Raw genomic sequence first — 24132 nt, forward strand, 5'->3', positions numbered from 1 at the left:
TTAGCGGTCCACATCTGACATAACAAAATCGATACTCCCCAGATACACAATCAGGTCAGAAACCAGACTGCCGCGGATAACCGACGGGATCTGTTGCAGGTGAGCAAAACTTGGCGTACGTACACGGGTACGGTAGCTCATAGTGCTGCCATCACTTGTCAGGTAGTAACTGTTTATCCCCTTCGTTGCTTCGATCATCTGGAAGGATTCATTGGCCGGCATAACCGGGCCCCAGGATACCTGCAGGAAGTGGGTGATCAGGGTTTCGATATGTTGCAACGTGCGCTCTTTCGGTGGCGGCGTTGTCAGCGGGTGATCCGCTTTAAACGGCCCTTCCGGCATATTGTTCAGGCACTGTTCCAGAATACGCAGACTCTGGCGCAACTCTTCGACTTTGAGCATCACACGGGTATAGCAGTCGCTCACGCCACCACCAACCGGGACTTCAAAGTCGAAGTTTTCGTATCCGGAGTATGGGCGGGCTTTACGCACATCGAAATCAATCCCGGTAGCACGTAACCCGGCACCAGTGGTTCCCCAGGCCAGTGCTTCTTTCGCACCGTAGGCAGCAACCCCCTGCGAACGCCCTTTAAGAATGGTGTTACGCAACGCGGCTTTTTCATAGCTGGCCAGGCGTTTTGGCATCCAGTCGAGGAATTCACGCAGTAAACGATCCCAGCCGCGCGGCAGGTCGTGCGCCACACCACCAATACGGAACCAGGCCGGGTGCATACGGAAACCGGTAATTGCTTCAACCAGGTCGTAAATTTTCTGGCGGTCGGTAAAGGCAAAGAACACCGGGGTCATGGCGCCCACGTCCTGAATAAACGTGGAGATATACAGTAAGTGGCTGTTAATGCGGAACAACTCAGACAGCATAACGCGAATCACGTTAACGCGATCAGGCACGGTTATACCGGCAAGCTTTTCCACTGCCAGCACATAAGGCATTTCGTTAACACAACCGCCCAGGTATTCAATACGGTCGGTGTAGGGAATGTAGCTATGCCATGACTGGCGTTCACCCATTTTTTCCGCACCGCGGTGGTGGTAACCAATGTCAGGAACACAGTTAACGATTTCTTCGCCATCGAGCTGCAAAATAATGCGGAACGCACCATGCGCAGAGGGGTGGTTCGGCCCGAGGTTCAGGAACATGAAATCTTCATTTTCCGTGCCGCGCTTCATTCCCCAGTCTTCGGGTTTGAAGGTCAGCGCTTCCATTTCCAGGTCTTCTTTCTGTTTGGTCAGTTCAAACGGATCAAACTCGGTCGCACGGGCCGGGTAATCTTTACGCAGCGGGTGGCCAGACCAGGTAGGCGGCATCAGAATACGGCGCAGATTAGGGTGACCGCTGAAGGTTATCCCAAACATTTCCCAGGTTTCACGTTCATACCAGTTGGCATTCGGAAACAGGCTGGTGAATGTGGGTACCGTCATATCATTTTCCACCAGCGCAACCTTCAGCATAATGTCGCGGTTACGGTCAATGGAAATTAAGTGATAGAAAACGGAGAAATCAGCAGCGGGCAAGCCTTCACGGTGGGTTCTGAGGCGCTCATCCATGCCATGTAAGTCAAACAGCATGACATAAGGCTGAGGCAGTTTTTTCAGGAAATCGCCAACTTCGAGTAACTGTTCACGCTTCACCCAAACTACCGGTACGCCGGTACGTGTTGCCTGCACAGTAAAAGCATCTGGCCCAAAACGGTTACGCAATTCGCCAATGACCGGATCATCCAAGTGATCCCTGGTTTGCCAGACGGGTAAAACCGCCTCTTGCGTGGTTAAATCGGTCATATTGTTCACCATTGCAAATGTTTTTTTGGTGACCGAAATGTGGCGTTGCGCTATTAATTATTGATATGCAAGTAAATGCCACATTTCGCTGTTCTTTTAAATCTCGTCCGGTGTACGCAGGTTTTTCACCGCAATACGCTCACCGCGTTTGCGTTCACGCTCAGATTGCATATTGGCGCGATAAACACCCTGGTCACCAACCACCCAGGACAGTGGGCGACGTTCTTTCCCAATGGATTCCTGCAACAGCATCAGTGCCTGCATGTAGGCTTCAGGACGCGGCGGGCAACCCGGAATGTAAACATCGACGGGCAAAAATTTATCCACGCCCTGCACTACTGAGTAAATATCGTACATGCCGCCAGAGTTGGCGCAGGCCCCCATGGAGATAACCCATTTAGGTTCGAGCATTTGGTCATACAGGCGTTGAATAACCGGTGCCATTTTAGTGAAGCAGGTACCAGCCACCACCATCAGGTCCGCCTGGCGAGGAGAAGCACGTAATACTTCCGCCCCGAAACGCGCTACGTCATGCACAGCGGTGAAAGAGGTCACCATTTCTACATAACAACAGGAAAGGCCAAAGTTATACGGCCAAATTGAGTTTTTACGCCCCCAGTTGACCATGTCGTGCAATGCATTTTCCAGTTTGCCCAGATAAACACTGCGATGAACATGCTGCTCCAGGGGATCAGTTACAATCTCCTGTTTTTGAAGGGGGTAACGGTCGTTCTCACCGTTAGGATCTATGCGGGTGAGCGTATAATCCATCTTATTGCCTCGCAGTTAGCGTTGACTAGTGTGGCTGTCAGTTTCCGGGTTAACCATCTGGCGACGGGAACGTGCAGGCGTCCAGTCCAGTGCACCAATACGCACCAGATAAACCAGACCTGCCAGCAGCACTAAAATGAAAATGGCGGCCTCGACAAAACCTACCCATCCGCTCTCGCGAATCGAGGTTGACCAGGCATAAAGATAGAGTGCTTCAACATCAAAGATGACGAAGAACATGGCGACCAGATAGAACTTCGCTGAGAGGCGCAACCGGGCGGACCCAACGGAATCAATACCCGATTCGAACGGTGTGTTTTTGTAACGGGCACGGGCTCTGCCGCCCAGTAACCAGCCACCAAGGAGCATAAAGGCGCACAGGCCTAATGCGACGATAAAGAAAATTGCGAATGCCCAGTGATGAGCGATGATTTCAGTGGATGTCGACATACTCATTGCTTACTCATCAAAAGTGGTAAACTGGCCTCTGCACAGGTTCACAGAGATTCACCACATCGATTCATGGGGAGGAACAGAAAACCTGACACCGGCTGCTATGATTTTCTTATGACCAGCCTGATGCTGTGGTTTTTTACTCCTTTTCATAACCTTTTGTCAACTTTAACAAAAGTATCATCACATTAGTTTACATTTGACTACAAGCCTTAACATTTGATGCTCAGGTCGCCATTTTTCCCTGCTAACTGATGAATATTCATACTGTTGAATCGAGTCCGTTCATGATATGGCCTGCGATGTCTCTTTATTCTGGCAGGAAATCTGAGGGATTCCTCCCCCCAAGAACGAGTATTTTCTTGATCTGAGACACGCTTTTGTTAATTCAACCAATAAATCAGCAACAATACCCTGCCAATATTTAACATAGACCCAGATTTTGCTACCTGCACGAAACTATCTCAATTGAATAAAAAACAAACAACGGCCATGTTTTTATAATGGTTTTTTCCAGGGGGGATCTGAACAGGCAAAAATGATGGGCAAAAAAAAAGCTTTCAAAGCAGAATTTGCCTTAAAAGCTTTTTATTACAAAGCAAGAGTTAGCCGGGAAGTTCGCTATCCTGCCACTGTTTTTCACCACCAACGAGTTGTGTATAGTGCCACGGGTCCTGGTAATCTTTGAGTGTGTGAAACAGTGTTTGCACTAACTCATTTTCTTTTTTGCCGTTATAACAGACGCTGTATTCGGTGTCGGGCAGTGAAGGCAGCCCATCGGTATCGACCAGCACCCGTAGTTCCGGGCTCATCATTTCCACAGGCCTTGCGGTTACTCCCAGCCCGGCTTTAACCGCCGCCCGCACTGCCGCAAGCGTAGATGCAACATAAGCAACCCGGTAATCAACCTGCGCATGTTCCAGGTGTTTAAAAATCATATCTCTGTAAGGGCTGGGCTCGTCGAGAACCACCAGGGGCACAGGCTCCCCCACCGGGAAAATAAAATCGGCCGAGCAATACCACAAGGTGGGAGAACGCCGCAGGACAAAAGATTCAGCCCACTCCGGAGCAGAGGTAGTCAGAATAAGATCGAGTTCCTGGCTATTGAGCATTTCAACAATATAAGGATTGCGTTTTACACAGATATCCAGAGTAAGTTTAGGATAAACAAGACTTATTCTGCCCAGTAAAAATGAAAGCAAAGTATCCGCTGACTCATCTGACGCCCCCAGAGACAAATTGCCCTGAATATTACTGAATAACAGTGACATACAGGCTTCGTCATTAAAACGTAATATTTTGCGGGCGTAACCCAGTAACTGGATACCATGCTCAGTCAGAAGTTTATTACGCCCGTGGCGGACAAATAATTCTTTGCCAACCAATTGTTCCAGGCGCTGCATCTGTTGACTGACAGCGGATTGCGTACGCGAAACAGCGACTGCAGCCGCAGCAAAAGTATTTAAATCCGCTACGGCAACAAACGTCCTGAGGAGATCGAGGTCAAGGTTTAGTATCGTGCGAGTAGAATTTATCATAATGATTCACTGTCCGGGGCTCGTAAATGAGCTGCCCTTATCTTTTGCTATGTGAGTGAAACAACAAAGCAATTCCATTTGAACTTGGCTTCCTGCCAGATAAAAACCCATCGTGTTTTCATTTCGTAGTTATTTGTGTATTACGAATTTATGAAGCTTATACACTACGGGTGGTCGTAAGGCTTTGCTTCGCCTTCAACAGGCGCTATTTGCTTCGCTTTCCTTTACGCTTTGACTGCAAAATGTTCCTGGTAAAAATGGCTGTTTGCCAGGCCACCATACCGGGCAATCTGTTGGTACAAGATACCGAGACTACAGTCATCGTACCAGTGGAAATAATTAAATAAAGGTAATGTTTGTAAAGGCTGCGCGACATTTCCGGTGAAAGCACAACTGTACAGACGAAACAGAACAATAATTACTTGAGTGACTAGTCAAAGAATAGAAAAGGCAACGCCTCAATTCTATTTAGATATCAAGGATCTCATAATAATAATCGCCAGTAATAACCTGCTCCGCCCCATTAACACCACTTTTCAGTAATAACCGTACCATATCCAGGTATTTCTGATAAACAAGATTGAACCCATATTGATATCAATTAATTATAGTGAGCAGGCCAATTGCCTCCAGCGAGATGGTTTTTTTGATACTGTGATACGCAGAGAGCCTCATTTATCCAGCCTGGCACTACTATTAATTAAAATTTTTTAACTTTTTGTTTATCTGTTTTCTACCATTCGTCTTTATTGATAAACAAAATTCAACATTCATGGCTCTGCTAATTTTTATAAGCAAACAATAAATCTGCTTATCCAAACAACGGCAATATTAAACACCAACAAAACAACCGATAACCAATTAATCAAACTACATCAACCCAATCCACCACAACAAAAAACCAGTCAAGATTATTATTTATCAACGTGTTAGGTAACAAAATCCATACAGATGTCTGCACCTGCCCTTCAAAAGTGCAACGCCGAAGAGTACATTGTCGCCAGCGGCCTTCCACGGCAGGAAGCGCCGAAAACAAAGTAAGGTGTACCATGTCCCCGATTATTGAAAAATCCAGTAAACTCGATAACGTCTGCTATGACATCCGTGGGCCTGTTCTTAAAGAAGCGAAACGCCTCGAAGAAGAAGGCAACAAAGTTCTCAAGCTCAACATCGGCAACCCTGCGCCGTTTGGTTTTGAAGCGCCTGATGAAATTTTGGTGGATGTAATTCGTCATCTTCCCACATCTCAGGGTTACTCTGATTCCAAAGGGCTTTATTCTGCGCGCAAAGCGATTATGCAGCACTACCAGCAGCGTGGAATGCGGGATGTCACGGTTGAAGATATCTATATTGGTAATGGGGTATCTGAGCTGATTGTTCAGTCCATGCAGGCCTTGCTGAACAGCGGTGACGAAATGCTGGTTCCCGCACCTGACTACCCACTCTGGACTGCCGCCGTTTCCCTTTCCAGTGGTAAGGCCGTTCATTACTTGTGTGATGAATCTTCCGACTGGTTCCCGGATCTTGACGACATCCGCGCCAAAATCACACCGCGTACCCGTGGTATTGTGATAATTAACCCAAACAACCCGACAGGTGCTGTCTATTCACTGGATGTTCTCAAAGAGATTGTTGAGATTGCCCGGCAGCATAATCTGGTTATCTTCGCCGATGAGATTTACGACAAGATCCTCTACGACGATGCACAACACCACTCTATTGCCGCACTGGCTCCGGACCTGCTCACTGTAACCTTTAACGGGTTATCAAAAACCTACCGGGTTGCAGGCTTCCGTCAGGGTTGGATGGTGCTGAATGGCCCGAAAAAACACGCTAAGGGTTACATTGAAGGGCTGGAGATGCTGGCCTCAATGCGCCTGTGTGCCAACGTGCCGGCACAACACGCTATTCAAACAGCGTTGGGTGGGTACCAGAGCATCAGCGAATTTATTGTGCCGGGCGGGCGTTTGTATGAACAACGTAACCGGGCATGGGAGTTAATTAACGATATTCCTGGCGTGAGTTGTGTGAAACCCAACGGAGCGTTGTATATGTTCCCGAAAATTGATGCGAAACGCTTTAATATCCATGATGACCAAAAAATGGTGCTGGACTTCCTGTTACAGGAAAAAGTGTTATTAGTTCAGGGGACTGCTTTTAACTGGCCCTGGCCGGATCATGTACGCATTGTAACCCTGCCACGGGTTGACGAACTGGAACAGGCTATTGATAAATTTGGCCGTTTCCTTGGGCATTACCACCAGTAGTCCCCGCAAGCCAAAAGCATTGCATCTTCTGGTGCGCAGCGACACAATGGCCTTCTTTTGTACAGAAGGTCATTGTGAATCATGAGCCAGAGCCATTTTTTTGCCCACCTCTCCCGCCTCAAGTTAATTAACCGCTGGCCGCTGATGCGCAATGTTCGCACTGAAAATGTGTCAGAACACAGTTTACAGGTGGCGATGGTGGCCCATGCACTGGCCGCTATCAAAAACCGTAAATTTGGTGGGACGCTTAATCAGGAGCGCGTTGCCTTACTGGCGATGTACCATGATGCCAGCGAAGTGCTGACCGGTGACTTGCCAACCCCGGTGAAATACTTCAATTCGCAAATTGCCCATGAATATAAAGCCATCGAAAAAATCGCCCAGCAAAAATTATTGCAGATGATCCCGGATGAACTGCAGGATATTTTCACCCCGTTGCTGGATGAACAGTATTACAGCGATGATGAAAAACACATTGTCAAACAGGCCGATGCGCTGTGTGCTTATCTGAAGTGTCTGGAAGAGCTTTCTGCCGGGAACAATGAATTTTTACTGGCAAAAGGCAGGCTCGAGAAGACGCTCAGCGAACGCCACAGTGAAGAAATGGAATACTTTATGCGGGTGTTTGTCCCCAGCTTCCATTTATCCCTTGATGAAATCAGCCAGGACACCCCACTCTGAGCATCGAGTGGTTGCGCCCGGTAAACCCGTGCCGGGCGCAACAATGTGCCGTGTTTCAGAATGGGAATAACACCGGTACAAGTACCACACACACCACCATGACCAGCAACGTGAAGGGAACCCCAATCTTCACGAAATCGCTGAACTGGTAATTCCCCGGCCCCAATACCAGGGTATTTACTGGCGATGAAACTGGCGTCATAAATGCAGCTGACGCGGCCATTGCCACAATCATGGCAAACGGATAAGGCGAAACCCCCATTGATTTGGCCGCAGCCAGCGCGATAGGTGCCATCAGTACCGCAGTTGCCGTGTTGGAGATAAATAGCCCAATGGCCGCACACATAACAAACAGGCATACCAACATAATATAAGGCCCGTATCCGCCTCCGACTTCCATCAGGCCTTTCACAATCAAATCCACCCCGCCCGTTTTTTGTAAAGCCAGCGCGAATGGCATCATACCGACAATCAAAATAATGCTGGGCCAGTGAATGGCTTTATAAGCGCTCTGCGCGTCAATACACCGAAATTTCCCCATCAACAGGCAGGCAATAAGTGCCGCAATCGTGTTAGGAATTTCATCAGTCAGCATCATGGCAACCATTAGCGCCAGGCAGAAAATGGCATGGGGCGCCTGGCTATGTGCGGGTGAAGCTACGCTCTCTTCAACGGGTAAATTCAGCACCAGGAAATCACGCTTTTTCTGGCCCAGAATGCGAATCAGCTTCCAGTCCCCCACCACCAACAAAATGTCGCCCAACTGTACCGGCTCATCAAGAATGTTGCCTTCCATCGCTTCACCACCACGGCGCAGGCCAACAACATTCAGCCCATAACGTGAACGAAAGCCAATCTCACGCACGCTTTTTGCAGCCAGTTCAGACTCCGGTAACAGAGACACTTCAGCCATGCCCACATCCTGCGCCTGATCAGAAAAATACTCACCACGCAAAATCATGGGCTCCAGCATTTGTTCAGCGCAAAACTGGCGCAGGTCGACATCAGAGGCAGACATATCAATCAGGAGTACATCGCGATCGCGCAGCTCTGTAACCCCATTAACGTTCACAATAACCCGGCGGAATTTACGCCAACGTTCAACACCAATAATGTTCGCCCCATAGTGCTCACGCAGTTTCAGGTCATCCAGGCGGCGGCCCATAAGCGGCGACCCCGGGCGAATAGCCAGGCGGCGAGCGCGCCCGCTCAGCCGGTAGTCTTTGATCAGGTCGCGGAAAGTACGGCGTTTCCAGCGCTCTTTCGTGCCGTCATCACTTTCGCCACGGAACGCAAAACGCACCAGTAACATATAGAAGATACCCAGCACCAGAACGGCCAGGCCAATAGGCGTTACGCTGAAGAATTGAAAGCCCTGCAAACCTTCACGCAACAGTTCACTGTTGATAACCAGGTTAGGCGGGGTGGCAACCAGCGTCATCATGCCGCTGATAAGCCCGGCAAATGCCAGTGGCATCATTAAACGGCCTGGGGGGATTTGCATGCGACCAGAAACACTCAGAACCACGGGGATAAAAATCGCGACCACCCCCGTTGAACTCATGAAGGCTCCGAGCCCCGCCACGGTGAGCATCAGTAACACCAGCATTTTGGTTTCGCTACTGCCTGCCATTTTCACCAGCCAGGCACCCAGCGCTGTCGCCACACCGGTGCGCACCAGCCCGTCGCCAATAATAAATAAAGCCGCAATCAGGATAACGTTCGGGTCACTGAAGCCAGACAGCGCTTCATTCAGCGTTAACGTACCACTCAACACAAAAGCAACAATCACCAACAACGCCACCGCATCCATACGAATTTTTCCGGTGGCAAAGAAAAAAACAGCAAAGCCCAGTAAGCACACTACCCAAATCAGTTCGCTGTTCACAACTTGTCCTTGTTTGCTGAAGTGAAACGGATATTGCCAGTCCGCTGGCAACGCGTCAGTGAAAAAAAACGCCTGAAATAAGCTCAGGCGTTTTAGTGTACAAAAGAAAAGTGTAATAAATAGCGGGCTAAATCAGGATTCGCGCTGTTTTAACACCACTTCACCAGGAACGGTAACCTCAACAACCAGTTGTTCAAGGCTGGACAGGCAGAAATCAACGCGGTCAAGCCCGGGAGCATCACCCGGAACGTTGACTGCCGCCACATGGCAACCTGCTGCCAGGCCAGACAACACACCTGCAGCAGCATCTTCAACAACCAGGCATTCTGACGCAGGCAGGCCAAGTAATTTTGCCCCCAGTAAATAAGGGTCTGGTTCAGGCTTCCCCTTACTCACTTGTTCTGCAGTCACGAACACTTTTGGTGTGGGCAGGCCTGTAGCGCTGTGGCGTGCACTGGCTACAGGGACAGAGCCCGATGTAACAATGGCCCAGGGAATTTCGTTGGCATCTAAATAGTTCAGCAACGCAATCGCCCCGGGTAGTGCAGTAATCCCTGTGGTGTCGGACGCTTCCAACGCTTCCAGCGCATAAAATTCTCGCTGGATATCCTCTTCAGAAGCACCAGCCATGAAATGCCGCAGTGAAGTAATGGCCTGTTTCCCATGAATGAAATCAAGAATGTCCTTATGCGGGATGGCAAACCGGTCGCCCCAACTACACCAGGCTCTTTCGACCGCGGGCAACGAGTCAACCAGAGTACCGTCCAAATCGAACAAAAATCCTTTACACTGCACTACGGTATCTCCTGTCAGGCATTAATAATTTGGTTGATTTCATTGCTGCTCAGGTGGTACTGGCGCGGGCAACTTTGCCAGGTTTTGAGCATACGCAGGTATTTTTCCCACATTGGGGTTTGAGCGTTAAACCCGTGTGTACCAGCATCAAAATGGGTATAACGCCCTTCCGTGTTCACCATAAAGCGAACATAGCTCAGGAAACGGGCCTCTGTTGCGGCATCAAACCCAAGGAACGTTACCCGGCGTTCATCAATATTTTCGCCATCTTTCAGATTGCCCCAGGAAACCTGCAACGCATGGTACATTTCCATGATGTCGATAATGGTGCGACAGGTTTCTTCCGTTAGCTGACCAAACTCCCGGTCGAGTTCACGCATCTGCAGGCCAAAACCACGCTCAACAATGGTTTGCAGGCGGCGGTAACGTTCTGCGTTATCCGGGTCCAGCAGGGTCATCATTTTGTATTGGTTAGAGAGAATAAGCCGTTGGGCATTGGTCATTTCCATTTCACAACTCCTGTATCAGGCTAACGCACTGAAATAACTCTGTTAAACCACAAAAAATACCTGCCTTCTTTTATATGCGTAATTAGCCGGGATTACAAATCATCAAGAAATGTTTTGTCCAGTTGCCTGAAGGCGCGCTTCAGTGTGTCAGCCAGTGCCTGGTAATCCGGTTTGCCTTCTACAGGCGCCAGCGCCTGGCCTGCTTCTTCCAACTTGCTGCGCACTTCATAAAACCAGTTAAGGATAGAGGGCGGTAATGGCGTAACGGAACGTTTCCCCAGCCACCACAGGCCCTGCATCGGCAAGCTGACGGCAAACAGTGCTGTCGCCACGGCAGGCCCCAACTGACCGCCGAGTGCAATTTGCCAGGTGAGAGTGAATACCGCGATGGGTGGCATAAAGCGGATGGCAAACCGGGTGGCGCGAATAATGCGGTTCTCTACGAACACCGGAGCGAGGCGCTTTTCCATGGGCCACGTTTTCGCATAATGCTGCCCCTTACGAAATAAACTGAGGCCACTGACGGAACGTTTTTCGGGTGTGGACATGGTTTCACCTCAACTTCACATATAAAAATTCAAATTTTTGTGCAAAATACCAACTTCTAATAACAAGGTTCAAAATATTTTGTCATTTCCTGGTGCGATCAGTTATCCTGTCCGGGCCATGAGGCCGTAGTGGAGAACTGCCGGTTGCCAACTTTCACAAGCGCCAACTCAGGCGGAAAAAAGTGAAAATGGCGTAAACTCATGAATATTTGTTCGTCGTGCCAAAAAACGTTTCGGGCATGACGTTAATCATAAATGTCAGCGTCATCTTGCGCTACGATGAAAGACTCACTGACGTTTTTTTAGCCACGTATCAAATAATAGGTACTTCCATGTCGAGTAAGTTAGTACTGGTTCTGAACTGCGGTAGCTCCTCACTGAAATTCGCAATCATCGATGCAACTAATGGTGACGAGTACCTCTCTGGTTTAGCCGAATGCTTCCACCTGCCTGAAGCACGCATCAAATGGAAAATGAGCGGTAATAAAGAAGAAGCGGCACTGGGTGCCGGCGCTGCGCACAGCGAAGCGTTGAACTTCATCGTTAATACCATTCTGGCACAAAAACCTGAACTGTCTGCCCAGTTGGTCGCAATTGGTCACCGTATTGTTCACGGCGGCGAAAAATACACCAGCTCTGTTGTCATTGACGATACTGTTGTTCAGGGTATCAAAGATGCGTCCTCTTTTGCACCTTTGCATAACCCGGCGCACCTGATTGGTATCGCTGAAGCACTGAAATCATTCCCGAACCTGTCCAATAAAAACGTTGCCGTTTTCGACACCGCGTTCCATCAGACCATGCCGCAGGAATCTTACCTGTATGCGCTGCCGTACAGCCTGTACAAAGAGCACGGCATCCGTCGTTATGGCGCTCATGGCACCAGCCACTTCTATGTAACTCAGGAAGCGGCCAAAATGCTGAACAAACCGGTTGAAGAACTGAACATCATCACCTGCCATCTGGGCAATGGTGGTTCTGTTTCTGCAATCCGTAACGGGAAATGCGTTGATACCTCCATGGGTCTGACCCCGCTGGAAGGCCTGGTAATGGGTACACGTTCTGGTGATATCGACCCGGCTATCGTGTTCCACCTGCATGACACCCTGGGTATGAGCATTGAGCAGATCAACAAACTGCTGACCAAAGAATCTGGTCTGCTTGGTCTGACTGAAGTCACCAGCGACTGCCGTTATGTTGAAGATAACTACCAGACTAAAGATGACGCAAAACGCGCCATGGACGTTTACTGCCACCGCCTGGCGAAATATATCGGTGCATACACTGCAATGATGGAAGGCCGTCTGGACGGCGTTGTATTCACCGGCGGTATTGGTGAAAACGCTGCGATGGTTCGTGAACTGTCTCTGGCTAAACTGGGTGTTCTGGGCTTTGAAGTTGACCACGAACGTAACCTGGCTGCCCGTTTTGGTAACTCTGGTTTCATCAACAAAGAAGGCACCACTCTCGCCATGGTCATCCCGACCAACGAAGAACTGGTTATCGCGCAAGACGCGCTTCGCCTGACTGCTTAATACCTTCACCGCCAGCCTCGCTGGCGGTGCTGTTTTAACGACACTCCCAATGCGCCTGCCAGCAGGTGCCAGTGTGAAAGAGGATTCAACGTGTCCCGTACTATTATGCTTATTCCTACCGGAACCAGCGTAGGCCTGACCAGCGTCAGCCTCGGTGTTATCCGCGCTATGGAACGTAAAGGCGTTCGTTTAAGCGTCTTCAAACCAATCGCTCAGCCTCGTACTGGCGGCAATACTCCGGATCAGACCACCACTATCGTGCGTGCCAACTCCAACGTGACTGCTGCTGAACCGCTGACAATGCACCATGTTGAGTCTCTGCTGTCCAGCAACCAGAAAGACGTGCTGATGGAAGAGATTATTGCCCGCTACCACGAAAACACCAAAGATGCGGAAGTGGTACTGGTTGAAGGTTTGGTGCCAACACGCAAACATCAGTTTGCTCAGTCTCTGAACTATGAAATTGCCAAAACCCTGAACGCTGAGATTGTTTTCGTTATGTCTCAGGGTACTGATACCGTTGAGCAAATTCAGGAACGTATTGAGCTGACCCGCAACTCTTTTGGCGGCAGCAAAAACACCAACATCACTGGCGTTATTGTTAACAAACTGAATGCTCCGGTTGATGAACAAGGTCGTACCCGTCCTGACCTGTCTGAAATCTTTGATGATTCCAGCAAAGCTAAAGTAGTCAGCATTGATGCCAAAGTTCTGGCAGAGAAAAGCCCGCTGCCAGTTCTTGGCGGTATTCCGTGGAGCTTTGATCTGATTGCGACTCGTGCTATCGACATGGCTAAGCACCTGAATGCCACCATCATCAACGAAGGTGACATCAATACCCGCCGTGTGAAATCCGTGACTTTCTGTGCTCGCAGCATTCCTCATATGCTGGAACATTTCCGTCCGGGTTCACTGCTGGTAACTTCTGCTGATCGCCCTGACGTTCTGGTTGCAGCCTGCCTGGCCGCAATGAATGGCGTTGAAATTGGCGCACTGCTGCTGACTGGCGGCTACGAAATGGACGAACGCATTGGTAAACTGTGCGAACGTGCTTTCGCAACCGGCCTGCCAGTATTTATGGTTAGCACCAACACCTGGCAGACTTCTTTAAGCCTGCAGAGCTTCAACCTGGAAGTACCGGCTGATGACCATGAGCGTGTTGAGAAAGTTCAGGAATACGTTGCCAGCCACATCAGCAGCGACTGGATTGAGTCTCTGACTGCAACGTCTGAACGCAGCCGTCGCCTGTCTCCGCCTGCTTTCCGTTACCAGTTAACTGAACTGGCACGCAAAGCGGCTAAACGTATCGTGCTGCCAGAAGGTGATGAACCGCGTACCATTAAAGCGGCGTCTATCTGTGCTGACCGTGGTATCGCCACCTGTATCCTGTTAGGTAACCCGGAAGAAGTGAACCGTGTTGCAGCTTCTCAGGGCGTTGAACTGGGCGCAGGTATCGAAATCGTTGACCCGGATGTAGTACGTGAAAGCTATGTACCTCGCCTGGTTGAACTGCGTAAAAACAAAGGTATGACCGAAGCAGTTGCCCGTGAACAACTGGAAGACAACGTTGTTCTGGGTACTTTGATGCTGGAACAGGATGAAGTTGATGGCCTGGTGTCTGGTGCGGTTCACACCACTGCCAACACCATTCGCCCGCCGCTGCAGTTGATTAAAACTGCACCAGGCAGCTCACTGGTTTCTTCTGTTTTCTTCATGCTGCTGCCGGAACAGGTTTATGTTTACGGTGACTGTGCAATCAACCCGGATCCGACTGCCGAACAACTGGCTGAAATCGCAATTCAGTCTGCTGATTCTGCAATTGCTTTCGGTATTGAACCGCGCGTTGCAATGCTTTCCTACTCTACCGGTAACTCTGGTGCAGGTAGCGATGTTGAGAAAGTTCGTGAAGCAACTCGCCTGGCTCAAGAAAAACGCCCGGACCTGGTTATCGATGGCCCGCTGCAATATGACGCAGCAGTTATGGCTGATGTGGCAAAATCCAAAGCGCCGAACTCTCCGGTTGCTGGCCGTGCCACTGTGTTCATCTTCCCTGACCTGAACACTGGTAACACCACCTATAAAGCCGTACAACGTTCTGCCGACCTGATTTCCATTGGGCCAATGCTGCAGGGTATGCGCAAACCGGTTAACGACTTGTCCCGTGGCGCGCTGGTAGACGATATTGTTTACACCATCGCACTGACCGCGATTCAGTCTTCTCAACAAAGCTAATGATTTGTTGAAAGCCATGCGAAAAGGCAGCCTGCGGGCTGCCTTTTTTATTTGATAACAGCTAACTGCTACTCCAACAGTTCCTGCGCCGCAGCGACAATATCTGCGCAAGTCAGCCCATAGGTGCGTTGCAGGTAGTCCTGGGTGCCCACCTGGCCATACTGGTCTTTCACTCCGACCCGCCGCAATGGCACCGGGCAAGTCTCGCTTAATACTTCCGCCACAGCAGAACCCAGCCCATTGTGGATATTATGGTTTTCACAGGTCACCACTCGCCCGGTTTTCTCCGCATAATTTTTTACCAGCATGCGGTCTATCGGTTTCAGGGTGAACATATCAATCACCGCGGCGTCCACTCCCTGGTGTGCCAGTATCGTTGCCGCATCCAGCGCCTCTGCAACCATAATCCCGTTGGCTATCAGCGTAATATCACGCCCTTCCCGTAAAACATTCCCTTTGCCAATGGTAAATGTGGTACCGGGCTCATAAATACGCCGGGCCTGTTTGCGAATGGTGCGCACCCAGTAGAACCCATCGAGCCCGATAAGCTGGTGCAGGATGTCACTGAACATCACGCTGTCTGTCACTTCCAGCACAACCGCATGCGCCAGGCCACGCACAATCCCCATATCTTCAAATGACATGTGCGTACCACCGTTGTGGCAGGCAGTAACACCAGCATCCGAGGCAATCACTTTCACATTATTGCGCTGGTAATCCAGTGCCATAAACAACTGGTCAAAACAGCGGCGGCTGGCGAATGCCGTAAAGGTATGTACAAAAGGTTTGCGCCCGGCCAGTGACAACCCTGCGGCGGTGCCAATCACGTTGGCTTCCATGATCCCGCAGTTAATCACATCCCGGGGATACTCGGCCTGCACGGTATCCATTGCCATCGAGCTCATCAGGTCTGCTTCCAGCGCGATAATGCCGCTGTTCTGGCGAATTTGCTCGCGAACAAAGCCGGCATACACTTTGCGCATCTCAATACTGTCTTTCTCACCCAAAGGAGCCAGTTTAATCATGCATCACCTCCAGTTGTGCCAGTTCACGCTCAAGTGTCGTTTGCATCTCGGGAGTCAGCCGCAAATGGTGTGAGTTCGGCAACGCCTCCAGGCAGGGCACCCCCTGCCCTTTTATGCTATCCAGAATAACCACCCGTGGTGCGTCGCCCGGTAATGAGACCGGCGCAACAGCCGCCTGTATTCCGGCGATATCATCCCCTTTAACCTGGGTCACCGCGAAACCAAATGCCCTGAATTTTGCACTTAAATCCCCGGGGCTGATAATTTCGCTCAGTGGCCCGTCCAACTGCTGCTTATTCCAGTCAACAAACAACACCAGGTTATTAAGCTTATGGTGCGCAATGAACTGGAATGCTTCCCAGCACTGCCCTTCATTCAGTTCACCATCCCCCACGATACAAAACACCCGGTTCGGTTTCCCGGCCAGTTGATGTGCCAGTGCAATGCCCCCGGCAATGGATACTCCCTGCCCCAGAGAGCCGGTAGTGGCATCCACACCGCGGGTTTTTAACCTGTCCGGGTGGCTGGGCAAATGGGTGCCGTTTTCATTGAGAGTCAGTAACTGCTCAACCGGGAAGTACCCTTTCAGTGCCAGCGTGCTGTACAGTGCCGGCCCGGCATGCCCTTTGGATAACACAAAGTAATCCCGTTCCGGCCAGTCAGGGTGTTGTGGGTCTGTGTGCATGACATCACCGTACAACACCGCCAGCGTCTCAACCACAGACATACTGCCGCCATAGTGCCCAAAACCTAAATGATTCAGAGCCCGTAAGGTTTCAATGCGAATTTGCCGGGCAAACGTCGCGATTTCATTTACTGAAGCCATTCGAACCTCCCCGGTTATCAACCGCACTGTTTTCCTGAGGTTTCTTTTTCACCAGGTAATTGAAAGCCACCAGCAGGGCAAACAACGCAACGACCAGCCCCATAATGACGCCCGGAGAGAAGTAACGCGCCAGGTTACCCAGCAGAATGCCGATCACGCCAAAGTCCGCATCGGAGAATGTGGTGTTGGCAAACCCCAGCGCCCCCAGAACCGGCAGCAACAGGACAGGAAGAAAAGTGATCAACAGACCGTTAGCAAACGCGCCCAACATGGCACCACGGCGCCCTCCGGTAGCGTTACCAAAAACACCAGCAGTAGCACCGGTAAAGAAATGCGGCACTACACCGGGCAGGATCAACACTAACTTAAACTGCCCCAGTAAAAACAACCCTACCAGTCCGCCAAGAAAACTGAACAAGAAACCGACCAGTACGGCATTAGGTGCATAGGGATATACGACCGGGCAATCCAGTGCCGGGCGGGCATTGGGGACCAGTTTTTCAGAAAACCCGGTGAACGCCGGTACAATTTCGGCAAGAATCAAACGCACACCTTGCAGAATAATGAAAACCCCTGCCGCGAAGGTAATTGCCTGAATAATGGAGTACACCAGGAAGTGCTGGCCACCACTTAATTGCGTTTCGACATACCCCTGCCCGGCACAAATAGCGAGGATCATGTAAATCACAATCATGGTCAGAGAGATCGAGATGGAACTGTCACGTAAAAAACTGAGGTTTTTCGGCAGATTCATCTCTTCCGTTGAACGCGAGCCTTTACCGCATTTGCTGCCAATCCACCCGGATAACACATAACCCAGCGTACCAAAGTGGCCAAAGGCAATTTCATCATTCCCGGTGATCTTTTGCATATAACGTTGAGCCAGCGCCGGGAAAAAAGCCATTACCAGCCCCAGGGTCAATGCCCCAGTAAATACCAGCCCCACACCTTCAAACCCGGCTACAGTGAGAATCACGCTAATCATACACGCCATATAAAATGTATGATGCCCGGTCAGGAAGATGTATTTCAGCCGGGTAAAACGAGCAATAATAATATTTGCCACCATGCCGAAAGCCATGATAAGCGCGGTGGATGCACCATATTTTTCCAGTGCAATAGAGACAACAGCCTCATTATTAGGAATTATCCCCTGAATATTAAACGCATGTTCAAACATGCCACCCAGGGGATTTAACGAGGTTAATAATACCGATGCGCCACCCGCCAGGACAATAAAACCAAGAATAGTTTTAATTGTCCCTTTGACTGTATCAGAGAAGGATTTTTTCTGTGCCAGCAACCCAATTAATGCAACAACACCAACCAGCACTGAAGGTACCTTGAGTATATCGACAATAAAACTGAGCACGCCTGAAAGGAACATACCGGCCTCACTTATATTAGTCTGTTAACGGTCTGAAAAATAAGCCGCAAGTTTTGCTTCAAGCTCGTTGATATCAATAATATTATTGATTACCAAAAGTTGATGCTCCGGTACGCTGGCGCTGGCAGCTATATCTTTCGCCATGACAAATAAGTCAGCCGCACCGGGTGTGGCTGAGGATAAATCAGCATGTTCAACCTCTGCCTCAACATTAATTCTTTTAAGCACCTTTTTAATATTCATCTCGACCATAAAACTACTGCCGAGACCTGATCCACATATTGCCATTATCTTCATTATGTTTACCTTTTTATAGCGTACAGGGAAGTTGTCCTGTGCAGACAACAGGAGAGTAATATTAACACCCGCTATATTTAAATTTTCAGGCAGAATGGCATATTGAGAGCCCCGGTTGATATAGCCAGGTGCAGGCCCGAAACCGTACCGCATTCCACCTGTAATCTAAATTACATTGAGTATCTTATTTATAATTATCAGTTTAGTAGTGAGAAAGGATTTCTTTAATATCCTCCACTGAATTAGCATGATGTAGTTTCTGTAAATCCTCATCGCAGGAAAACAATTCAGCCAGGGCAGATATCATATTGATATGGCTGTGGCTGTCTGGTGCTGCCAGCATAATAATGGTGGTAACCGGGTCAAAGTCGGCAGAGCCAAATGCCACACCCTGTTCAAGTTTCAGTAATGACAACCCCATTCCTTGTGCGCCATCCTCTGGCCGTGTGTGTGGCATTGCCAGCCCCGGGGCCAGCACATAATACGGCCCCAGTTTTTCATGCTGGGTTATCACCGCCTGAACGTAGCCCGGGGTAATCACTTCCGCTTTAAGCAGAGGTTCAGCACTCAGGTGCAGTGCCTGTTGCCAGTTTTCTGCATGCTCACGGCACTGTATGGTCCCGTCATGTAACCACTGTGAAAGCATAATGTGCTCCTGTCCCTTCAGTTATGGGCAAACTTTAGGCAAGCCAGCGGGTTCTGACCGTGACAGACTTCTCAAAGATAGCGCTATCAGAGGGAATATCACCGATATGTGATAGCGCTATCAAAAAATGAAAGGTTGCACAAAAAACAGTAACCAGAGAAGGTTACCCCCTATAATATCAGGATAATAACCCACGATTTTTATGTGAAAAGTGAGTAAGTGCTACACCTTTGATACAGGAACGAGCATGTCTTTAACCCGAAAAAGACGCAGCACCGGCAAAGTCACGCTGGCCGATGTCGCGCAGTTAGCCGGTGTCGGCACCATGACAGTTTCACGCGCACTGCGTACCCCTGATCAGGTTTCTGACAAATTACGGGAAAAAATCAACGCAGCAGTCAATGAGCTGGGGTATTTACCCAACCTGGCAGCCAGCGCTCTGGCATCGGCATCGTCCTATACCATTGCCATGGTGGTGCCAAATTTAGCGGAGTCTGGCTGTACCGAGATGTTCGCCGGGTTACAGCAGGTGTTACAACCTGCCGGTTACCAAATTATGCTGGCTGAATCGCGCCACCGCCTGGAGCAGGAAGAAAAGCTACTGGAAACCCTGCTTGCTTCTAATCTGGCCGCAGCCATTCTTCTGAGTGTTGAGCACAGCGATAATGTCCGTACCTGGCTGGGCAATGCCGGGATCCCGGTTATGGAGATAGGTGCCACGCGGGCAGATCCGGTTGATATGAATATTGGCATTGATAACGTTGCCGCCATGTTTGAACTGACCAGTATGCTGATTGAGCGCGGCTACCAGAATATTGGCCTGCTGTGCGCAAACCAGGAGCAATGGATTTTCCAGCAGCATTTGCAGGGCTGGTATAAGGCCATGTTACGCCACCACATTTCCCCCAACAGAGTCATTAATGCAGCCGCTCCGCCGACGTTTTCCACCGGCGCAGCACAATTACCCGAATTCCTGCTGGCCTGGCCGGAACTGGATGCACTGGTATGTGTGTCAGATGAGCTGGCCTGTGGCGCATTATATGAATGCCAGCGCCGCAGAATTAAAGTCCCTGATGACCTGGCGGTTGTCGGGTTTGGTGACAGTGATGTTGCGAAAGTCTGCCAGCCGCCATTGACTACGTTGTCGGTACCGCACCGCGAGATAGGTATTGAGGCTGGCAAGGCATTACTGGCACGGCTTAACGGGGAAACTCAGCCAAACCAGAAGCCCATTAAATCAACATTGTGTATGCGGGAAAGTTGTTAATCAGGGCCTGATACAGGCCCACAGATTGATGAAAAAGAAGGAAAAAGCGTGGTTTTTCCTTCTTTTTAGTTAGTGGGCGAAAATCAATGAATTGATTTTCCTGGTTTTTTATTGGGTGACATCCTCTCGTTCTGTGCGGACATGAGGTTTGTCATCAGCCTAAGTGCCTGATACAGGCCCTGAGGTTCACTGTGCAGCAGGTGAATCTTCTTCGCCAGAAGCTTCAGCTTTTGAAGGCTCAGCAGGTTCCGTTTCTGCCGTCTTTCCGGCTGCAGGCTTGCCCTCTGCCCCGCCATTACGGCTCATCCACAACGCCAGCGCTTTAAGTGAATCTGGTGTGAATTCATCACAACGTGCGGTGATTTCTTCAGGCAGCATCCAGCACACTTCGCTGACTTCTTCTTCCTGAAGGGCAAATGGCCCGTGAGAGACACAACTGAACAACCCGCCCCAAACCCGGCAATTCTCATCTTCAAAGTAAAACTGGCCATGTTCGGCGAAAGGTACACCCGCAATACCCAGCTCTTCTTCTGCTTCGCGGCGAGCGGAATCGAGCAGCACTTCGTCAGCCTGCACCACTCCACCAGCCGTGGCATCCAGCATACCCGGCATGAAGTCTTTAATTTCTGTGCGCCGTTGCACCAGAATTTTCCCCATGCCGTCATGTACCACGATATAAGTGGCGCGATGCCGTAACCGCTGCGCGCGCATTTGCGCACGGCTGGCCTGTGCAATCACTTCATTGTCTTCATTGACAATGTCCACCCACTCCGTGCCAGAATTTGAGTCCTGTTCCACCATCGGTAACCTTTTTGTTCAGGCGCTCTGTTGGCGCATTTGTTTTGTCGAAGTAAATTACGGCGTTATGCATACCTGTGCAATAACATCGTGATTTTCCAGATTATGAACCCGCATCTGTTCCCCATCCAGCATGCCATAACTGGCCGGATATCCCCCCTTAGGAATACTCACTGAGCCGGGGTTGAACAGAAAAATATCCCCACGCTGCTCGGCGACTGGAATATGCGTATGACCAAACACCAGCACATCACTGAGCCCCAGCGGAGGTAGCTTCTCTGGATGATACAGGTGTCCGTGTGTCAGAAAAAGGCGTTGTTCAGGAAGCAGCACTTGCTGCCATGGCGCTGTTATCGGGAATGACAACAGCATTTGGTCTACTTCGCTGTCGCAGTTACCGCGCACAGCAATAACTCGCGAAGCCACCGCATTTAGCTGCTCCGCAACCTGGGCAGGCGCATAGCCTTCGGGCAGTGCGTTACGTGGCCCATGGTTGAGCACATCACCAAGAATAATCAGCCACTGCGCATCACTGGCAGCAAAAATTTCCAGTACCCGCTGGCAGGCTGGCAACGCACCATGGATATCTGAAGCAAACATCAATTTCATTACACACTCCTGTGCTTATCATGCTCAGACAGGCTGAGTGGCAAGCAATAGTGCCAGCGCATCAGGCAGAATGCCTGGCGGAAAGTGCGACATATTGCTGAACGGAGGATCTTTGCCACTGGACAGTGGCATATTCAACCAAATTCTCTGGCACAGGGTCACCGTGCATGATCAGGCGATTAAGCATCAGTGCCAGATCTGTGTCGGCAATACACCATTCACCAAATAAATTATGTTGTGAAGGTTCAATCAGAGAGGAGGCCAGGTGAATCAGGCGCTGTGCATCTGCTTCCCCCCGGGGAGTCAATGGATCGAAGTGTTGCCCGGAAAAAATCACGCCAGTGGAACGTTCCTGGCGCAAAGCAACCAGGTCTGAACGCAACCAGGCCTGAATTTCACGCGCTTTGGCCCGTAACTGTGCCTCTACCGGGTAGATCCGTTGCCGGGTTGGCGGAGAAAACGTGTCTTCCAGATACTCCGTAATGGCAGATGACTCCGCCAGTAAAAAGCCATCCACATCCAGCACGGGTACACGCCGCGTAATGTCAAAACCTGCCCAGCCGCTCTGATGATTCTGCCCGGAATCCAGGTCGATGGTTTTCAGGGTGAATGACAGCCCCTTTTCTTTTAAAGCAACAAATACAGACATGACATAAGGGCTGTGAAAACAAGCATCTGACCACAGACAAATTGTTGGCTGACTCATAAGTTTCTCCATTCGCATTGACCCATGAGAAAAAATACAACGAATTTCAGCACCATTCCAGCAAGCCTGCATGTAAAGCCGGATTTTCTGCTTCAGCACTGGCTTGCAATATAACTCACTGCAAAGAAAAGAAATTTCCTGAGTTTATACCGGCACACACCCCAGATTTTGACCTCCCATGACCGGAAAAGCTCGTGTATTATGGGGCAATAAAGATAATCAGGAGGCACACTTGCATGTCGTATCAGGATGCTATTATTCGAATTAAAAATCTCAGGCTGCGTACGTTCATTGGTATCAAAGATGAAGAAATCGCTAACCGGCAGGATGTCGTGATTAATATTACGCTGCATTATCCAGCAGATAATGCCCGGCATAGCGAAGACATTAAAGATGCGCTGAATTACCGGACTATTACCAAAGCGGTTATCCAGCACGTTGAGAATCATCGTTTTTCGTTGTTAGAAAAATTAACTCAGGATGTGCTTGATATCGCACGCCAGCATGACTGGGTCACTTATGCTGAAGTTGAAATCGATAAACTGCACGCGTTGCGTTACGCAGACTCAGTTTCTATGAGTATGAGCTGGCGTCGCGATGCCTGATTAATGCTCCGGGAGGGAATATGCAAGTTTTGCTGACAGGTGGTACAGGTCTGATTGGGCGTCACCTTATCCCTCCTTTGATAGAGACAGGCCACAGTATTACCGTAGTCACCCGCTCCCCGGAGCGTGCCAGGCAGTTGCTCGACCCAAGGGTTACGCTCTGGCAGAGCCTGGATGAACACCCCACGCTTGATGGGTTCGACGCTGTCATTAATCTTGCCGGTGAACCCATTGCCGATAAACGCTGGTCTGCAACGCAGAAACAGCGCTTATGCCAAAGCCGCTGGCGTATCACCCAACGCCTGGTAGAAATGATCCATGCCAGCAACCAACCCCCGGCTATTTTTCTCTCCGGTTCCGCTGTGGGTTTTTACGGCGATACCGGCGATGAAGTCGTGACCGAAGAAGACACTCCACATAACGCGTTTACTCATGAGCTTTGTGCAAAATGGGAAGCCATTGCTTTGCAGGCACAAAGCCCGCACACCCGAGTCTGTTTACTGCGCACCGGCCTAGTTCTGGCACCTGATGGCGGCATGATGAGTAAATTGTTACCGCTGTTTCGCCTTGGGCTCGGCGGCCCGTTAGGTGACGGGCACCAGTATCTGTCATGGATCCATATTGACGATATGGTGAACGCCATTATTTGGTTGCTGGATAACCCACTACAAGGGCCTTTTAATATGGTGGCGCCTTACCCGGTCAGAAATGCCAGGTTTACACAATTGCTGGGAGAAGCAGTAAACCGCCCGGCAATTCTACGTGTGCCTGCCCGGGTAATAAGCCTGATGATGGGTGAATCCGCCACACTGGTACTGGGTGGCCAGAATGCGTTACCTCGCCGCCTTGAGCAGTCAGGTTTTGGCTTTCGCTGGTTTCAACTTGAAGATGCTTTACAGAATGTGACCTGAGTGGCGCGCTTAGGGCTGAATACCCAGCATTAAGCGTG

The 24132-nt window shown here is 50.0% G+C and carries 23 protein-coding genes; 7 read left to right on the plus strand and 16 right to left on the minus strand.

Translation table 11 applies throughout. The features are described from left to right. The 4 genes from nuoC to DT73_RS23270 all read right to left on the minus strand — a co-directional run bounded on the left by nuoC (position 1) and on the right by DT73_RS23270 (position 4562). Positions 1-1812, minus strand: a complete 1812-nt coding sequence (gene nuoC / locus DT73_RS23255; RefSeq protein ID WP_146211506.1) for an NADH-quinone oxidoreductase subunit C/D — start codon at positions 1810-1812, stop codon at positions 1-3. 84 nt (positions 1813-1896) lie between these two features. Then, positions 1897-2571: an NADH-quinone oxidoreductase subunit NuoB gene (gene nuoB / locus DT73_RS23260; protein ID WP_036115987.1), complete on the minus strand. Its 675-nt coding sequence runs from the start codon at positions 2569-2571 to the stop codon at positions 1897-1899. A 15-nt stretch (positions 2572-2586) separates the two neighbouring features. Beyond that, on the minus strand, positions 2587-3027 hold the full coding sequence (gene nuoA / locus DT73_RS23265; RefSeq protein WP_036115990.1) for an NADH-quinone oxidoreductase subunit NuoA: 441 nt from the start codon (positions 3025-3027) through the stop codon (positions 2587-2589). A gap of 602 nt (positions 3028-3629) precedes the next feature. Next, complete coding sequence (locus tag DT73_RS23270) at positions 3630-4562, minus strand: LysR family transcriptional regulator (RefSeq protein ID WP_036115992.1); 933 nt, start codon at positions 4560-4562, stop codon at positions 3630-3632. 1049 nt (positions 4563-5611) lie between these two features. Between DT73_RS23270 and DT73_RS23275 the strand changes: the two genes are divergently transcribed. Next, entirely contained in the window at positions 5612-6829 is a 1218-nt protein-coding gene (locus DT73_RS23275) for a pyridoxal phosphate-dependent aminotransferase (RefSeq protein ID WP_036115996.1), read from the plus strand. Positions 6830-6910: 81 nt separating this feature from the next. Then, a complete protein-coding gene (gene yfbR / locus DT73_RS23280) occupies positions 6911-7510 on the plus strand; it encodes a 5'-deoxynucleotidase (protein ID WP_036115998.1) in 600 nt (199 codons plus the stop codon). A gap of 55 nt (positions 7511-7565) precedes the next feature. Here yfbR and DT73_RS23285 read toward each other — a convergent pair whose 3' ends face one another. The 4 genes from DT73_RS23285 to yfbV form a co-directional block, all read right to left on the minus strand. Next, positions 7566-9398 carry an SLC13 family permease gene (locus DT73_RS23285; RefSeq protein WP_036116000.1) on the minus strand — a complete coding sequence of 611 codons (1833 nt, stop codon included), beginning with the start codon at positions 9396-9398 and terminating at the stop codon, positions 7566-7568. Positions 9399-9530: 132 nt separating this feature from the next. Beyond that, positions 9531-10193: a sugar phosphatase gene (locus DT73_RS23290; protein ID WP_036116003.1), complete on the minus strand. Its 663-nt coding sequence runs from the start codon at positions 10191-10193 to the stop codon at positions 9531-9533. Positions 10194-10207: 14 nt separating this feature from the next. Beyond that, a complete protein-coding gene (locus DT73_RS23295; protein WP_036116005.1) occupies positions 10208-10702 on the minus strand; it encodes a YfbU family protein in 495 nt (164 codons plus the stop codon). Between the two features lie 92 nt (positions 10703-10794). After that, positions 10795-11250 (minus strand): terminus macrodomain insulation protein YfbV, encoded by a 456-nt coding sequence (yfbV, locus tag DT73_RS23300; protein ID WP_036116007.1) that lies wholly within the window; start codon positions 11248-11250, stop codon positions 10795-10797. A gap of 332 nt (positions 11251-11582) precedes the next feature. Between yfbV and ackA the strand changes: the two genes are divergently transcribed. Both ackA and pta read left to right on the plus strand, forming a co-directional pair. Next, positions 11583-12785 carry an acetate kinase gene (ackA, locus tag DT73_RS23305; protein WP_036116010.1) on the plus strand — a complete coding sequence of 401 codons (1203 nt, stop codon included), beginning with the start codon at positions 11583-11585 and terminating at the stop codon, positions 12783-12785. A gap of 90 nt (positions 12786-12875) precedes the next feature. Beyond that, positions 12876-15017 carry a phosphate acetyltransferase gene (pta, locus tag DT73_RS23310; protein ID WP_036116012.1) on the plus strand — a complete coding sequence of 714 codons (2142 nt, stop codon included), beginning with the start codon at positions 12876-12878 and terminating at the stop codon, positions 15015-15017. A 68-nt stretch (positions 15018-15085) separates the two neighbouring features. Here the strand turns inward: pta and DT73_RS23315 are convergent, their stop codons facing one another. The 5 genes from DT73_RS23315 to DT73_RS23335 form a co-directional block, all read right to left on the minus strand. Next, positions 15086-16042: a transketolase family protein gene (locus tag DT73_RS23315; protein ID WP_036116017.1), complete on the minus strand. Its 957-nt coding sequence runs from the start codon at positions 16040-16042 to the stop codon at positions 15086-15088. Next, complete coding sequence (locus DT73_RS23320; protein WP_036116019.1) at positions 16035-16868, minus strand: transketolase; 834 nt, start codon at positions 16866-16868, stop codon at positions 16035-16037. The genes DT73_RS23315 and DT73_RS23320 overlap by 8 nt, the downstream gene beginning before the upstream one ends. Beyond that, positions 16852-18255, minus strand: coding sequence for a PTS ascorbate transporter subunit IIC (locus DT73_RS23325; RefSeq protein WP_036116021.1), 1404 nt, complete (start codon positions 18253-18255; stop codon positions 16852-16854). The genes DT73_RS23320 and DT73_RS23325 overlap by 17 nt, the downstream gene beginning before the upstream one ends. 24 nt (positions 18256-18279) lie before the next feature. After that, a complete protein-coding gene (locus DT73_RS23330; RefSeq protein ID WP_036116446.1) occupies positions 18280-18552 on the minus strand; it encodes a PTS sugar transporter subunit IIB in 273 nt (90 codons plus the stop codon). A gap of 202 nt (positions 18553-18754) precedes the next feature. Continuing rightward, positions 18755-19198, minus strand: a complete 444-nt coding sequence (locus DT73_RS23335) for a PTS sugar transporter subunit IIA (protein WP_036116024.1) — start codon at positions 19196-19198, stop codon at positions 18755-18757. 247 nt (positions 19199-19445) lie between these two features. Here DT73_RS23335 and DT73_RS23340 point away from each other — a divergent pair, with 247 nt between their 5' ends. Beyond that, a complete protein-coding gene (locus tag DT73_RS23340; protein ID WP_036116026.1) occupies positions 19446-20465 on the plus strand; it encodes a LacI family DNA-binding transcriptional regulator in 1020 nt (339 codons plus the stop codon). A gap of 186 nt (positions 20466-20651) precedes the next feature. Here DT73_RS23340 and yfcD read toward each other — a convergent pair whose 3' ends face one another. The 3 genes from yfcD to yfcF all read right to left on the minus strand — a co-directional run bounded on the left by yfcD (position 20652) and on the right by yfcF (position 22578). Beyond that, entirely contained in the window at positions 20652-21266 is a 615-nt protein-coding gene (gene yfcD, locus DT73_RS23345) for an NUDIX hydrolase YfcD (protein WP_051691526.1), read from the minus strand. A gap of 54 nt (positions 21267-21320) precedes the next feature. Beyond that, on the minus strand, positions 21321-21872 hold the full coding sequence (gene yfcE, locus DT73_RS23350; RefSeq protein WP_036116027.1) for a phosphodiesterase: 552 nt from the start codon (positions 21870-21872) through the stop codon (positions 21321-21323). Positions 21873-21933: 61 nt separating this feature from the next. After that, complete coding sequence (yfcF, locus tag DT73_RS23355) at positions 21934-22578, minus strand: glutathione transferase (RefSeq protein ID WP_036116029.1); 645 nt, start codon at positions 22576-22578, stop codon at positions 21934-21936. Positions 22579-22814: 236 nt separating this feature from the next. Between yfcF and folX the strand changes: the two genes are divergently transcribed. Next, entirely contained in the window at positions 22815-23183 is a 369-nt protein-coding gene (gene folX, locus DT73_RS23360; protein WP_036116031.1) for a dihydroneopterin triphosphate 2'-epimerase, read from the plus strand. Positions 23184-23203: 20 nt separating this feature from the next. Next, positions 23204-24094 (plus strand): TIGR01777 family oxidoreductase, encoded by an 891-nt coding sequence (locus DT73_RS23365; protein WP_036116033.1) that lies wholly within the window; start codon positions 23204-23206, stop codon positions 24092-24094. The last annotated feature ends 38 nt before the right edge of the window (positions 24095-24132 follow it).

Source organism: Mangrovibacter sp. MFB070, assembly GCF_000705335.1.
Lineage (GTDB): Bacteria > Pseudomonadota > Gammaproteobacteria > Enterobacterales > Enterobacteriaceae > Mangrovibacter > Mangrovibacter plantisponsor.